The 13272-nt window shown below is 59.7% G+C and carries 16 protein-coding genes; all 16 read left to right on the top strand.

The features are described from left to right. Nucleotides 1–95 precede the first annotated feature (95 nt). Entirely contained in the window at nucleotides 96–707 is a 612-nt protein-coding gene (locus COW1_RS07090; protein WP_201345869.1) for a DUF6088 family protein, read from the top strand. Further along, nucleotides 707–1684: a nucleotidyl transferase AbiEii/AbiGii toxin family protein gene (locus COW1_RS07085; RefSeq protein WP_201345868.1), complete on the top strand. Its 978-nt coding sequence runs from the start codon at nucleotides 707–709 to the stop codon at nucleotides 1682–1684. Before COW1_RS07090 ends, COW1_RS07085 begins: the two co-directional genes overlap by 1 nt. A gap of 191 nt (nucleotides 1685–1875) precedes the next feature. Next, entirely contained in the window at nucleotides 1876–2277 is a 402-nt protein-coding gene (locus COW1_RS07080) for a metalloregulator ArsR/SmtB family transcription factor (RefSeq protein WP_201345867.1), read from the top strand. Then, on the top strand, nucleotides 2277–4190 hold the full coding sequence (locus COW1_RS07075; protein WP_201345866.1) for a cation-translocating P-type ATPase: 1914 nt from the start codon (nucleotides 2277–2279) through the stop codon (nucleotides 4188–4190). The genes COW1_RS07080 and COW1_RS07075 overlap by 1 nt, the downstream gene beginning before the upstream one ends. Further along, nucleotides 4190–4504, top strand: a complete 315-nt coding sequence (locus tag COW1_RS07070; RefSeq protein ID WP_201345865.1) for a hypothetical protein — start codon at nucleotides 4190–4192, stop codon at nucleotides 4502–4504. Before COW1_RS07075 ends, COW1_RS07070 begins: the two co-directional genes overlap by 1 nt. Before the next feature lie 136 nt (nucleotides 4505–4640). Continuing rightward, nucleotides 4641–5084: a hypothetical protein gene (locus COW1_RS07065; protein WP_201345864.1), complete on the top strand. Its 444-nt coding sequence runs from the start codon at nucleotides 4641–4643 to the stop codon at nucleotides 5082–5084. A gap of 17 nt (nucleotides 5085–5101) precedes the next feature. Further along, complete coding sequence (locus COW1_RS07060) at nucleotides 5102–5407, top strand: hypothetical protein (protein WP_201345863.1); 306 nt, start codon at nucleotides 5102–5104, stop codon at nucleotides 5405–5407. Continuing rightward, nucleotides 5404–5631 (top strand): hypothetical protein, encoded by a 228-nt coding sequence (locus COW1_RS07055; RefSeq protein WP_201345862.1) that lies wholly within the window; start codon nucleotides 5404–5406, stop codon nucleotides 5629–5631. Before COW1_RS07060 ends, COW1_RS07055 begins: the two co-directional genes overlap by 4 nt. A gap of 41 nt (nucleotides 5632–5672) precedes the next feature. Next, the gene (locus tag COW1_RS07050; RefSeq protein WP_201345861.1) at nucleotides 5673–6065 is read left to right on the top strand and encodes a DUF302 domain-containing protein; all 393 of its coding nucleotides are present in this window, start codon (nucleotides 5673–5675) and stop codon (nucleotides 6063–6065) included. Between the two features lie 26 nt (nucleotides 6066–6091). Beyond that, nucleotides 6092–6685, top strand: coding sequence for an SHOCT domain-containing protein (locus tag COW1_RS07045; RefSeq protein ID WP_201345860.1), 594 nt, complete (start codon nucleotides 6092–6094; stop codon nucleotides 6683–6685). A 35-nt stretch (nucleotides 6686–6720) separates the two neighbouring features. Then, nucleotides 6721–6981 (top strand): SHOCT domain-containing protein, encoded by a 261-nt coding sequence (locus COW1_RS07040; RefSeq protein WP_242466511.1) that lies wholly within the window; start codon nucleotides 6721–6723, stop codon nucleotides 6979–6981. A gap of 35 nt (nucleotides 6982–7016) precedes the next feature. After that, entirely contained in the window at nucleotides 7017–8279 is a 1263-nt protein-coding gene (locus tag COW1_RS07035; protein ID WP_201345859.1) for a TolC family protein, read from the top strand. A gap of 20 nt (nucleotides 8280–8299) precedes the next feature. Continuing rightward, nucleotides 8300–9409, top strand: a complete 1110-nt coding sequence (locus tag COW1_RS07030; protein WP_201345858.1) for an efflux RND transporter periplasmic adaptor subunit — start codon at nucleotides 8300–8302, stop codon at nucleotides 9407–9409. A 12-nt stretch (nucleotides 9410–9421) separates the two neighbouring features. Then, nucleotides 9422–12520 carry an efflux RND transporter permease subunit gene (locus tag COW1_RS07025; RefSeq protein ID WP_201345857.1) on the top strand — a complete coding sequence of 1033 codons (3099 nt, stop codon included), beginning with the start codon at nucleotides 9422–9424 and terminating at the stop codon, nucleotides 12518–12520. Beyond that, nucleotides 12517–12846: a P-II family nitrogen regulator gene (locus COW1_RS07020; RefSeq protein ID WP_201345856.1), complete on the top strand. Its 330-nt coding sequence runs from the start codon at nucleotides 12517–12519 to the stop codon at nucleotides 12844–12846. The genes COW1_RS07025 and COW1_RS07020 overlap by 4 nt, the downstream gene beginning before the upstream one ends. A gap of 44 nt (nucleotides 12847–12890) precedes the next feature. After that, a complete protein-coding gene (locus tag COW1_RS07015) occupies nucleotides 12891–13271 on the top strand; it encodes a hypothetical protein (protein ID WP_201345855.1) in 381 nt (126 codons plus the stop codon). Nucleotide 13272: the final 1 nt, after the last annotated feature.

Raw genomic sequence — 13272 nt, 5'->3', positions numbered from 1 at the left:
GCTGCGTCATAAGACTGCACATAGTGCAGTGGATCTGCTAAGCTCCGGTTTTAGAAAAACAATACTGTTTATCTGAAAAAACGAAGCATTCGAAAATGTCACAAAGTATTGAAAATAAAGTTATTTCACGGATTTATGGCCGTGGTAGGGGTTGGGCATTTACCAAGACCGACTTTGTGGCCGAATTTGGCGAGGCTAATATCCACCGGGCGCTTTCCAGCCTGACCAAGGCTGGCAAGATTCGCCGTGTCTGTCGAGGGGTCTACGACTATCCTCGCTATAGCGAGTTACTGGACCGTCAGTTGAGCCCGGATCTCGACCAGGTGGCCCATGCTTTGGCTCGCAAATTCAACTGGCGCATTCAACCTTCCGGCGATGCGGCTCTCAATCTGCTGGGCCTCTCCACCCAGGTTCCGGGGCGTTGGATTTACCTCTCCGACGGTCCAGGCCGTGAGTACGAAATCGGGAAGCATTCCCTGGTGTTCAAGAAATCCGCCTTGAAGGATGTGGGTTTCAAATACCGGGAGAGTGGCCTGGTGGTGCAGGCCCTGAAAGCGCTGGGTCGGGAGCATGTGGACCAGAAGGTGGTCGAGCGTATCCGCCAGCAGCTGGAGTCCAATGCGTGTGACCGTATCCTCAAGGACACCCGTTCGGTCACTGGCTGGATCTATGAAGCCATCAAACGGATCTGCAAGGAGGCTAACTGATGGATAAGGTTGCCCGGCTTCCTGCGCAGCAACGTAGCGAGTTGTTTTCAGAGACGGCGACGCAGAAGGGCACCACGCCAGCTGTTGTCGAAAAGGACTTTTGGGTTACCTGGGTACTCAACCGGCTGTTCCAGGAACCGGATCTCGCGCGGTTGCTGATGTTCAAAGGTGGCACCAGCCTATCGAAGGTTTATAACCTGATTGAACGTTTCTCGGAGGATATCGACCTGGTCCTCGACTGGCGTGTTCTGGGTGGCGATGACCCCTTGGCTGAACGCTCCAAAACCAAACAGGCTCAGTTAAATGCGGCCATCAACGAGCAGGCACAAAAGTACATTGGCGGGGGGCTGTTGAGTATGGTCGAATCTGCACTCGACGGCGTGTGTGACTGTCGTGTAGATGTCGATGATCCATTCGTGATTGATATCAGCTACCCCGCGGCCTTTCCTGATGATTACCTCCGTTCCGAAGTGCGCCTGGAAATCGGCCCATTGGCATCATGGCTGCCTTATGAGGATCGCAATATCAGCTGTTATGCCGCAGAGGCCTTTCCCGATGTGTTTGAGCAGCGAGAATGTGCCGTCAGAGTCATCAAGGCGGAACGCACGTTTTGGGAGAAGGCCACGATTTTGCACCATGAGGCCCATCGCCCCGAGGGCAATGCACAGCCGCCTCGCTATTCGCGCCACTATTACGACCTGGCCAGGATGGCCCAGTCACCGGTCAAGGAAAAAGCTTTGGCCGATCCAGGATTGCTGGCCAGCGTAGTGGCGTTTAAGCAGCGATTCTATCCCCGGGGTTGGGCCAAATACGACTTGGCGAAGCCAGGTACCTTGATGCTGGTGCCGGAGGGCCATGTGCTGGCCTCGGTCAGGTCCGATTATCGAGCAATGGAAAACATGATCTTCGGCGAGATGCCGGATTTCGAGCAGATTCTGGCGGTGCTCCAGACGCTTCAGGAAGAAATCAATGCATGACGCGTGATTCGATCATGAAGGTCCGGTGCCATTGAGGAATACGGGTCCGTCACGTAAAGAATTATTCGCTCCGGTTTGGGGGCCCCTCGCCACAGAGGTGGTCCGCGAGTTAAGAGTATCTGAACTGAATCTATGATGTGCCGATGAGCGTTCCTGTTGAATGGCATAAATAATTGCATTATAGTGCAACTATGCAAATAATTACTATCCAACCCGAAACCCTGTTCCAGTCCCTGGCCGACGAGACCCGGCTGCGCGTCATCCGCCTGCTGGCGACGACGGACGAAGAGGCTTGCCTGTGCGAACTGGTCGACAGTCTCCAGGAACCGGCCTACAAGCTCTCGCGCCATCTGAAGATCCTGCGCCAGTCTGGCTTGTTGTCTGCCCAGAAGGACGGACGTTGGGTCTATCATCGGCTGGTATCAAAGCCCCCCTATCTGAAAAAGTTGTATGCGACCGTTTGTGCGCTGCCGGACCCCGAGCAGGTCTTTCAGTCCGATCTTGCGCGCTTCGAGGAACGCATGTGCCTGCGCGAAGGCGGGCGTTGCCGGGTGGGCATCCTGTCCGATGAGCTGAAGGCGGAGGCCCGATAATGGCCTGCCCGAGTTGCGCCGCTGTTGAGGCCGGGCAGACGATGCCGCCGCCCTGGCGTAATCCGCAGGTGGTGACCTCGGCAAGCTCCGGACTGATGCTGGTGATCGGCTTTATCGGCGGCAAGCTGGGACTGGCGCCGCTGCCGGAAACCGGCCTGTATCTCCTGGCTGTCATCATCGGCGGCTGGTATTTCGGCCGCGAGGCCTTCGAGACACTGGTCAAGGAACGGGAGATCGGTATCGAGCTGCTGATGAGCCTGGCCGCCATCGTCGCCGGTCTCATGGGCCAGTGGGCCGAGGCCGCCATGCTGGTGTTTCTCTATTCCATCTCCGAGGCGGCCGAGGGGTACACGGAGGAGCGTACCCGCCACGCCATTCGTGCCCTGATGGACCTGGCGCCCAAGACCGCGCTGGTGGTGCGCGATGGCAAGGAGATGCGCGTTCCCGTGGAAGAGCTGGTCGTCGGGGATGTGTTTATTGTCCATCCCGGAGAGGCGGTGGCCACCGACGGTGAAATCATCGACGGCCGATCCAGTCTCAACCAGGCACCGGTCACCGGCGAATCGGTACCGGTGGAAAAAGCGGTGGGCGATACGGTTTTCGCCGCCACGCTCAACGGCGAGGGCGCGCTCAGCGTGCGGGTCACCAAGACTACGGCCGACAATACACTCGCGCGCATCATTCAATTGGTGGAAGAGGCTCAGGCCAGCAAGGGGCGCAGCCAGCGTTTTATCGAGCGTTTCGGCCGTCGCTACAGCCCGGCGGTGCTCGGCGTCGGCGTTCTGTTGGCGCTGGTGCCGGGGCTGCTCGGTTTTGGCTGGGAAGAATGGCTGACCCGTGCCACGGTGTTTATTGTCGCCGCCGCGCCCTGCGCCCTGGTGATCTCCATCCCCATTACCCTGGTGGCGGCTATCGGCACCGCGGGCCGCAAGGGTATCCTGGTCAAGGGCGGCGTGCACCTGGAAAACCTGGCCCGGATTCGCGTGGTGGCCCTGGACAAGACAGGTACCCTGACCCTGGGCCAGCCGCGGGTCACCGAAATCGTTCCTTTGAATGGCGGCAGTGAAGCGGACGTGCTCGGCATTGCCGCGCCACTCGAGGCCCGCTCCCAGCACCCACTGGCGCGCGCTGTGCTGGATCGTGCCACGGAGCAGGGCATCGAGGTCCTGCCTGCCGAAGACTTTCAGTCGCTGACCGGCGCCGGTGCCACGGGCTGGGTAAAGGGCGCGCAGTATTTCATCGGCAGCCCGGCGCTGTTTGCCGAAAAACAGGTTGACCTGACCGAGGCCGAGGCGCGTATCGAAGCCTTGCAGGCTGCCGGCAACACGGTCGTTGTCATCGGCACCGGGCAGGCGGCGCTCGGCCTCATCGCCATCGCCGATCCCTTGCGGCCGGAAGCGGCGGAGGCCATTGCCGGCCTGAAACGCGCCGGGATTCACAAGGTCATCATGTTGACGGGTGATAATCCGCGCACCGCGCAGGCCATCGCCGCCCAGGCCGGTATCGACGAGGTGTTCGCCGAACTCAAGCCCGAAGACAAGACACGCAAAGTGAAAGAACTGGACCAAGAATACGGCCGCGTGGCCATGGTGGGCGACGGCGTCAACGACGCCCCGGCCCTGGCCGCCGCCCACGTCGGCATCGCCATGGGTGCGGCCGGCACCGACGTGGCGCTGGAAACCGCGGACGTGGCGTTGATGGCCGACGATCTCTCCCGGCTACCCTACCTGATCCGTTTCAGTCGCCGAAACTGGAATGTGATCCGCCAGAACCTGGCCCTGTCGGTGGCTGTGATCAGCGCCCTGATCATCGGCGCTGTCAGCGGCGTTTTTTCGCTGCCCATTGCCGTGCTTGCCCATGAGATCAGCGAGTTCGTGGTCATCGCCAGCGGCCTAAGGATGTTGAGGGCCTGATGATCCGGTTTATCGCACAACTGCTTATCGTCTCGCTACTCACGCTGAATATCGCGTGGGCATTCGATGAGTGCGCATTCACCGATCCCGGGCAAGGAGATGGCGCATTTGTTCAGATCGACGACCAATCACCGGACTTCCCGAATACCGGATTCGACTGCGACGACTGGTGTCATGCCTGGGTCAGCCATATTGCGCTGACAAGGAACTCGCTTCCGGAAACCTATATACCCACGGTTATTACCAGTAGTGCCTACCTGTTTTCTTATTCCTCTCTGTCGATCCCCCCACCGTTCCATCCTCCCATCATCTGATTCCACACGGCACACGTGTGCCGAAGCGTAACGTATTCGAAACCCTCGGCTGATCGATATCGATCTGCTGATGCCCTTGAACGGGTCGGATCGTGCATGCATGCCAATCTCCCGATCATGAATGGAGGAAATAACGATGAATCGTATCTGGATTGTATTTTGCGCCCTGTTGTGGACTGCGATAAGCACAGCGGAGCCTGGCTATCTGCCGGAGCCGCCACTTTTTGATACGGATACCGATCCTGAACAGGTCTTGCAGGACTACCCCTTGGGCATCATCACCACACAAGCCGCGTTCGCACATCACGGTGGGCCGGATAAGAAGATGTCGCTGGCCAACGGCAAACAAGGTTGGGTCTATACCGTTGGCTATGCCCGTGACCGAAAGACCTATCGTCTGCCGTCGGGCGAAATCAAGTATATGGAAGAAACCGATTGGGCGCTCGGCGTTCGCAGTTTCACCCTGGTATTTGACGATGGCGTGGTGATCGACGTGATCTACAAAGACGACGGAACGGGTATTGGTGTGACGGCCATGGAACTGCAACACCCCAGACCGACGCCCAGATCAGGTCCATAACAGAAAAGGAGTCTGTCATGAATATCACCTTGTATGTTCGGAAGTCAGATCCCTACGCACAAATGGAACAGGTGCTGAAGGATCTACGGCTGCCTTATGCGTTGCGCTTCAAGGGAGAGCACCCAGAGATTGATCAGCACATAGGCATCACAGAATCCCCTGTTCTGATCGTAGATGGGCGTTGCACCTTTGTTTCTCCCGAGATCACACCTGAAGTCTTCAAACTATTGCTGCAGTCCTGCGCGGAAAACCTGCCGGGGGAGACTTCGTATGACGCGGAAGTTTCCAGTGAACGACCCATTGAGCAAGAGGATCCCCGATGAAGATCACAGTATTGACCAACAAAATGTGTCACTGCGTTGACATAGAGAAAGAGTTGGAGGAACTCGGCTTCGATTACGAGCTTTGTGATATCGAAGACGATCCGGCACTGGCAGAACGATTTGGTATCCGGCACTGCCCCACGCTGATCGTGGATGAGCGCCGGGCGATTCCTATTGATGAAGACAACGTTACCCGCCTCCGCCAGCTGCTGGCGGCGGATTGACCAGGACGACAAACTTAAATTTAAACAATGAGGTTATACCCATGACAACGAAATACGGATTTGGCAAGACGGTCCCCATGGATTTTGAACGCGCGATTGACACTGTTACCGAAGCGTTAAAAACAGAAGGCTTCGGTGTGCTAACCGACATTGATGTGCAGGCGACCTTGAAAAAGAAACTCGGCGAAGACATGCCGCCGTACCGCATCCTCGGTGCCTGCAACCCGCCGCTGGCGCATCAGGCGCTGACGGCCGAGCCATCGATCGGTTTGCTACTGCCCTGCAACGTGGTGGTCAGACAGGAAGATAACGGAACGGTGCACGTGGAATTCATGGATCCGCAGGCCGTACTCGAACTGGTGGATAACCCGGCGGTGCACGCCCTGGCCCTGGAGGTGCGCGAACGCCTGGACCGGGTTCTGGCGGCACTCTGATAACGACTGATTAGAGGTACACACTGATGAAAAAACGCAATCTGATTTTAGGCAGTACCGCAACCGCACTGGTCACTTCACTGACGGCGTTGCCGGTCGTGGCTGCTGATGAAAATCCCTTTCAGGCGCGCGAAGTCCAGCGCCCGGCCGGCGCCGGGCAGAAGATCGCGCAGGGTATGTGTGGCGGAAACTGGGAAGGCCGTTGTGGCGGCATGATGGGTAACATGCCGCCTGCGATCGGGCCGGCGGAGTTGCCGGAGCCGAACTCGGCCGGCGCGAAGCTGGTTACGCAATACTGTATTCAGTGCCACGGCCTGCCCAGCCCGACACAGCACAGCGCCTCGGGCTGGCCGCCCACAGTGGAGCGAATGAACATGCGTATGCAATGGATGAGCCGCAACAACAGCCCGATGGACATCAAGGCGCCGAGCGAGGACGAGCTGCGCACACTGACTGCTTATCTGCAAAAGCACGCGGTAGACCCACAGGCCACAACAGCCCCGGCGGGGCCGCAGACCCCAGCCGGGAAATCCGCCCTCGACATTCTCCAGGAACGGTATGCCCGCGGTGAAATCGACCGCAAGGCGTATCTGCAAATGCTTGAGGATATGAAGCAGTGAGATCATCCCGCAAAAAACAGTGACAGGAGACAGGTATGTATGATCACGATTTTTTTCCCTTTTTCGGCATGCCCTATGGGCTGGGATGGGTTTTCATGATCCTGTTCTGGGTGCTTGTGATAGCCGGTGTCATCGCTATCGTGCGCTGGCTGGGTTCGGGAGCGTCGAGGGCGAAGTCGGACTTGTCCTTACCGTCGCACAAAAAGCCCGCCGATATTCTCCGCGAGCGGTACGCTCGCGGCGAGATCGATCGTGAGGAGTTCCTGCAACGGCTCGAGGATCTGAACGGGCATTAACACTTGATAAACAAAAACACATAGGAATTTACTCGATGCGGTTACTACATTTTTGCGGTTCGGCGCTGGTCGGCTGCCTGCTGGCCACGGTTGTGCAGGCAGAAAACAGTGCAGATGCGGGAGCGGTGTCTTCATCCACCGAAACACCTCTGTCACCGGAGCTGTCGGCGTTCGTGCGCACGGTATTGGAAGACAATCCCAGGCTGCTGGCGGCTCGCTCCGGCGTGGAGGCGGCGCAGGCCCGTACACGCGGCGCCGGTCAACCCTTATACAATCCGGAACTGGAAATCGACGCCGAAACCGCCGAGAGCGATACGGCGAGCCTGGGTATTACACAGGCCATTGATTGGGCGGACAAGCGTGGCGCACGCCGTGGCGTCGCAGCGTTTGAGGCGGAGGCCGCTCAGGCCGAGTTCGAGGCAGCGCGACAGCAATTGACCGCCGAGTTGCTCACGGCGCTGGCTGGTTACCATAGTGCTGAAGCGCTCGATCGCCTGGCTCGGCAGCGGGCGGACCTGATGCAACGGTTCCTCGCACTGGCGGAAAGACGCCACCAGGCCGGCGACCTCAACCAGGTCGAGCTGGATCTCGCCCGGCTTGCGCACACTCAATCACTGTTGCAACAGGCGCAGGCCAGTGCCGAGCGCACGGATGCCGAGCAGGCGCTGGTCGCTGTCACTGGTTCATCGCCGCGCCAAGACTGGCCGGCGCTTCCCGAGCGCTTGCCGGAACCGGCGAGCTTCGATGCACAAAAACTGCTGGATGCCTTGCCGGCATTGCAAGTCCTACACGCCCGCATCGCGGCGGCCCAATCCACGGTCACCCTGCGCCAGCGCGAGCAGCGTCCCGACCCGCGCCTTGGCCTGCGCGGCGGACGTGAGGGTTCGGAAGACCTTGTCGGGCTGACGCTGTCCATCCCCTTGTTTGTCCGCAACGATTTTCGTGCCGAGACCCAGGCCGCGAATGCGCAGCTGATCGAAGCGCAACAAGCGGGACAAGACGTCTACCGCCGTGCGCAGGCGCGCCTGACGTCAGCCGCCGAGCGCTACCGGGTGACGCACTCAGCCTGGGCGGTATGGGAACAAGGCGGCCAGCCAAGCCTGAGCAGTCAGTTGGCGCTGCTTGAGCGACTGTGGCAGGCCGGCGAACTCAGCACCGCAGACTACCTGCTGCAACTCAACCAGACACTGGAGACGCGGGGCAGCGCCTTCGAGTTGCGCGGGCAGCTATGGCGTAGCTGGTTCGACTGGCTTACCGCAAGCGGGCAGTTCGAACGTTGGCTGAACGGATCACTTTGAAGCTTTTGGAGAAACAACACATGAAAATATCGAACGGGTTATTACTTTGGGCCTGTCTTGCCCTGGCTGTTCCCGCGTATGGCGGTGAAGAGGACGAAAGCGGTGAGGCGCATGAGGCCGATCCACTGGCCCTGGATGCGCAACGGCGGGTGGCGTTGGGCATTGAGGTTGCGCCCACGGTGCGGCGCAGCCTGCCCGTGGAGGTCACGGCGCCCGGTGAGGTTGAGGTGAATCTGTACCGTACGGCACAGGTCACACCGCGCATCGCCGCCCAGGTGGTTGCGCGGCACGTGCAGATGGGACAGACGGTGAAAAAGGGCGAACAGCTGGTGACCCTGTCGAGCGTGGCGATGGCCGATGCGCAGGGCGAATTGTTGGTGGCCGACCGCGAGTGGGCACGGGTGAAAAAACTCGGGCGGCAGGTGGTCTCCGAGACGCGCTTTGTCGAGGCTCAGGTCAAACGCCAGCAGGCCTATGCCAAGGTGCTCGCCTATGGCATGACGCCGGGGCAGGTGGACCGCCTGCTAGCACAAGGGGATGCCTCCAAGGCCACCGGTGAGTTCGCCTTGCTTGCCCCGCAGGACGGGCTGGTTCATGACGACGACTTCGCCATCGGCGAACTGATCGAGCCGGGTCGTGTGCTGGTGCGTCTCACCGACGAATCGACGCTCTGGGTCGAGGCGAAGCTCGATCCGGCGGCGGCCGAAGCGGTGCAGCTCGGCAACCCGGCGCGGATCAGTGTCAATGGCGCAGACGAATTCCGCGGCAAGGTCATTCAGTTCCATCATCATCTTGATGAGGCGTCGCGTACGCTGGTGGTTCGGATCGAGGTGCAAAATGTCGATGACGCTCTGCATCCGGGGCAGTTCGTCGATGTCGCCATCGGCACCGGCGAAAGCCGACCCGTGCTGGCGGTGCCGCGCGAGGCGATGCTGCTGCTGCAGGGCGGGCCGGCAGTATTCAAGCTGGAGGGCGATGATTTCAAACCCCAAGCGGTGCAGGCCGGTGTTACTCGAAGCGGCTGGACCGAGGTCACCGCCGGGCTGGCCGAGGGGGATCGGGTCGCCGTCAAGGGCGCCTTTACGCTCAAGTCGCTGGCGTTAAAGTCGCAAATCGGCGACGCGGACTAAGGGGCGGGCAAGATGTTAGATAAACTCGTTGAACTCTCGCTGCGCTATAAATTCCTGGTCCTGGTCGCGTTCGCGGTGGTGGCCTTCGCCGGTGTACGTACCTTCAGCACGTTGCCTGTCGACGCCTTCCCGGACGTGACGCCGGTGCAAGTGAACATCTATACCGAGTCGCCGGGTTTGGCTGCCGAGGATGTGGAGCAGTTACTGACCTTCCCGGTCGAGTCGGGCATGGCGGGCCTGCCCGGCGTGCGGGATATCCGCTCGGTGTCATTGTTCGGCTTGTCCTACGTCTCGGTGTACTTCGAAGATGCCATGGACATCTACTTCGCCCGCCGCCTGGTGATGGAGCGGTTGCAGGAAGTTGCCGACCGCATTCCCGAGGGCTACGGGACACCGGAGATGGGGCCCAACACCTCGGGGCTGGGCCAGGTGTTCTGGTACACCCTGGAGCGGACCGACAAGAAACTCAAACGTGAAGTCACCGACATGGACCTGCGCACCTTGCAGGACTGGAGCGTGCGTCTGATCCTGCGCACCGCGCCGGGTGTAGATGACGTCATGTCCTGGGGTGGGCAGGAACGCCAGTACCAGGTGCAGATCGACCCGCGCCGGCTGCTCAAATACGGTCTTTCGTATCGGGAGGTCATGACGTCCATCGAAGCCAATAACCGCCAGGTCGGCGGCCAGTATATCAATCTCGGGCCTGAGCAGTACCTGGTGCGCGGCCTTGGGCTGGTGAGCAACGAACAGGACATCGGCCAAATCGTAGTAAAGGTCACCCAAGGCACGCCGGTCTATCTGCGTGACATCGCCGATATCCGTCAGGCGCCGGCGCTGCGCACGGGTGCGGTGACCCGCGATGGCGAAGAAGTCGTGCTGGGCATGGCACTGGCGCGCATCGGCGAGAACGCCAAGAACGTGGTCGACGCCGTCAAGACCAAGCTGGCGACGGCCGAGTCGGCCCTGCCCGAGGGTGTCAAGCTGCGTCCGATCTATGACCGCACCGAATTGGTGGAAAAGGCGGTCAGTACCGCCGAACGGGCGTTGATCGAAGGGTCCATCCTGGTTGCCATCGTATTGTTTCTGTTCCTCGGCGAACTACGCTCGGCGCTGGTGGTGATCGCTGCGCTGCCGCTGTCCATGTTGATCGCCTTCATCTTTATGGGTGAGATGGGTTTGTCGGCCAACCTCATGTCGTTGGCGGGTCTGGCCATCGGCATCGGCATGATGGTGGATGGTGCGGTGGTGATGACCGAGAACGCCTTCCGCATCATGGCCGAGTGGCGCGAGAAGGGCGAAAAGGTCAACCGCACAGCGGCGGTATTGACCGCCGCCCGGGAGGTAGCCAATCCGATCGCCTTCGCCATTCTGATTATCATTGTCGTTTTCCTGCCCTTGTTCAGTCTGCAAGGCCTGGAGGGCAAGCTGTTCAAGCCGATGGCTTTCAATATCAGTTTTGCCATGGCGGGATCGTTGCTGCTGACCCTGACCCTGATCCCGGTGCTGGCGGCGCTCATTCTCAAACCCAAGGAGGAACGTGATACCCTGCTGGTGCGTTGGATCAAGCGCGGTTATCTGCCGCTGCTTGCCTGGTCGCTGGCCAACAAAAAGAAAGTGGTTGCCGCCGCCACTGGCCTGCTGGTCGCCAGCCTGGCGCTGTTTCCCCTGCTCGGCAAGGAGTTCATGCCACAGTTGCAAGAAGGCTCCATCATGTGGCGTATCACGTCCATCCCATCGACCTCGCTGGAACAGTCCATCGATATCTCCAAAAAGGTATCGAAGGTGCTGACCGAATTCCCGGAGGTCAACACCACGCTGGCCATGATTGGCCGCGCGGAGAAGGGCGAGACGGCGGATGTCAACTACATGGAGATTTATACCGAACTGAAGCCCCTTGATGAATGGACCTCGGGCCGCAGCATCGAAGCACTGGCTGACGCTATGCGCGAAGAGCTGGAAGAGGCGGTGCCCACCTCGGTGATCGCCTTTACCCAACCGATCCAGATGCGCGTGGAGGAGTTGATCTCCGGCGTGCGCGCCACCCTGGCGGTCAAGCTCTATGGTGAGGACCTCGGTGAACTGGACCGTCTCAGCCAGGAAATCAAAAACGCCATTGGAGCCGTGCCCGGTGTGGCGGACCTGTCACTGGAGGCCAACATCGGCAAGCCGCAGATACGCATCCAGGTCAACCGAAGCCAGTTGGCTCGCTACGGCCTGAATGCCGATGACGTGCTCACCGTGGTGCGTACAGGCATCGGCAACGAACCGATCTCGACGCTGATCGAGGGTGTCAAACGCTTTGATATCACGGCGCGACTGCACGATCCGGCCAAGGCCGACGTGGAGGCGATCAAGGCCATTCCATTGCAAACCGCCAGCGGCGCCATTGTGCCCCTGTCACGGGTCGCCGATGTCTCGGTGGCCGAGGGCTACTCGTTCGTGCGCCGCGAGCAGTTACAGCGCTACGCGGTGATCCAGATGGACGTGCGCGGCCGCGATGTGGACGGCTTCGTCAAGGACGCCGAGGCCGCGATCGCGCAGCAGGTGAAACTGCCACCCGGCTACTGGATCGAATGGGGTGGCGCTTTCGAAAACCAGCAGCGTGCGTTGCAACGGTTATCTATTATCGTGCCGTTGACCATCTTCTTTATCTTCGTGCTGCTGTACACCGCCTTTAACTCGACGAAGTACGCGACGCTGATCATTGCCAACGTGCCGTTCGCCGCCATCGGCGGCATTGTGTCCCTGTTTATCAGTGGCCAGTACCTGTCGGTGCCGTCGGCCATTGGTTTTATCGCTGTGTTCGGCGTGGCGATGTTGAACGGCATTGTGCTGGTGAGCTTCATCAACGAGCTGCGTGAGAAAGGGCTGTCGGTCGCTGAAGCGGTACGACGCGGTGCGGAGCTGCGACTGCGGCCCGTGATGATGACCGCCAGCGTGGCGATCCTCGGTCTCATTCCCATGTTGCTGTCATCGGGCGTGGGTGCCGAGACCCAGCGGCCGCTGGCGACGGTGGTAGTCGGTGGTCTCATTACTTCGACACTGCTCACGCTGGTGCTGCTGCCGGTGATCTATGAGTGGATGGAAACTAGAAAGGAGAAAACGCAATGAAAGAAATAAAAGCCTTCGTACATCGCAACCGTGTTGCGGACATCGTCCATGCCTTGCGTAACGCCGGCTTCTGCAGCGGTGTCTGTAATCTGTCCGTGGTGGACGTAACCGGCACGCTGCAAGCGCTCGACAGCCAGGAACAGAGCTTCTCGCTGGAATTGGGCCAGGAGGTGATTACCGAGGTCAAACTGGAACTGATGTGCGCAGACGAACGCGTCGGTGAAGCAGTACAGATCATTCGCGAAAACGGCCGCACCGGGCAGAAGGCGGCGGGGTGGGTCTATGTCATCGATATCGGCGAGACCTATCCCATTGACTCGGAATGAATCGTAATAAACGACGGTTAACACTTAATATGGAGGAAATGACTATGAAAGCCTTCGCGATGTCGGGAATCATCGGTCTGACCATGCTTGCTCCCGCCCCGATGGTGTTCGCAGCAGACGCCCCGGTAAGCGCAGGGGTGAATTGCGCCGGCGAAGCAGACTGTCGTGTTAAATGGCAGCGTGCCGAGCAGTGGGTGCGCTCGCACAGTGAGTGGCCCATCAAGACGGCCACTGAGACTCTGATCGAAACGCAAAGACAACGTTTTCGCAACTACTCGCGCCTCTACTACCGGATCACCAGAGAGAAGCAGGAGGGAAATACGGAGATTCGATTCGACGCGGGATGCCTGCCGTCGGTCCACTGCAATCCGGATCCGGAAGCTGCGCGCGCGGAATTCAATCGCTTTGTCAGGGGTGGTGGGTAGA

The organism is Thiohalobacter sp. COW1, from assembly GCF_016629505.1.
GTDB classification, from domain to species: Bacteria; Pseudomonadota; Gammaproteobacteria; order Thiohalobacterales; family Thiohalobacteraceae; genus Thiohalobacter; species Thiohalobacter thiocyanaticus_A.
The sequence above is the reverse complement of the archived record's forward strand: the minus strand, read 5'-3'. Positions and strand labels throughout refer to the sequence as shown.

Excerpts from the sequence above, each read along its gene's own strand:
- COW1_RS07090 (WP_201345869.1), top strand. The coding sequence starts at position 96 with ATGTCACAAAGTATTGAAAATAAAGTTATTTCACGGATTTATGGCCGT.
- COW1_RS07085 (WP_201345868.1), top strand. The coding sequence starts at position 707 with ATGGATAAGGTTGCCCGGCTTCCTGCGCAGCAACGTAGCGAGTTGTTT.
- COW1_RS07080 (WP_201345867.1), top strand. The coding sequence starts at position 1,876 with ATGCAAATAATTACTATCCAACCCGAAACCCTGTTCCAGTCCCTGGCC.
- COW1_RS07075 (WP_201345866.1), top strand. The coding sequence starts at position 2,277 with ATGGCCTGCCCGAGTTGCGCCGCTGTTGAGGCCGGGCAGACGATGCCG.
- COW1_RS07070 (WP_201345865.1), top strand. The coding sequence starts at position 4,190 with ATGATCCGGTTTATCGCACAACTGCTTATCGTCTCGCTACTCACGCTG.
- COW1_RS07065 (WP_201345864.1), top strand. The coding sequence starts at position 4,641 with ATGAATCGTATCTGGATTGTATTTTGCGCCCTGTTGTGGACTGCGATA.
- COW1_RS07060 (WP_201345863.1), top strand. The coding sequence starts at position 5,102 with ATGAATATCACCTTGTATGTTCGGAAGTCAGATCCCTACGCACAAATG.
- COW1_RS07055 (WP_201345862.1), top strand. The coding sequence starts at position 5,404 with ATGAAGATCACAGTATTGACCAACAAAATGTGTCACTGCGTTGACATA.
- COW1_RS07050 (WP_201345861.1), top strand. The coding sequence starts at position 5,673 with ATGACAACGAAATACGGATTTGGCAAGACGGTCCCCATGGATTTTGAA.
- COW1_RS07045 (WP_201345860.1), top strand. The coding sequence starts at position 6,092 with ATGAAAAAACGCAATCTGATTTTAGGCAGTACCGCAACCGCACTGGTC.
- COW1_RS07040 (WP_242466511.1), top strand. The coding sequence starts at position 6,721 with ATGTATGATCACGATTTTTTTCCCTTTTTCGGCATGCCCTATGGGCTG.
- COW1_RS07035 (WP_201345859.1), top strand. The coding sequence starts at position 7,017 with ATGCGGTTACTACATTTTTGCGGTTCGGCGCTGGTCGGCTGCCTGCTG.
- COW1_RS07030 (WP_201345858.1), top strand. The coding sequence starts at position 8,300 with ATGAAAATATCGAACGGGTTATTACTTTGGGCCTGTCTTGCCCTGGCT.
- COW1_RS07025 (WP_201345857.1), top strand. The coding sequence starts at position 9,422 with ATGTTAGATAAACTCGTTGAACTCTCGCTGCGCTATAAATTCCTGGTC.
- COW1_RS07020 (WP_201345856.1), top strand. The coding sequence starts at position 12,517 with ATGAAAGAAATAAAAGCCTTCGTACATCGCAACCGTGTTGCGGACATC.
- COW1_RS07015 (WP_201345855.1), top strand. The coding sequence starts at position 12,891 with ATGAAAGCCTTCGCGATGTCGGGAATCATCGGTCTGACCATGCTTGCT.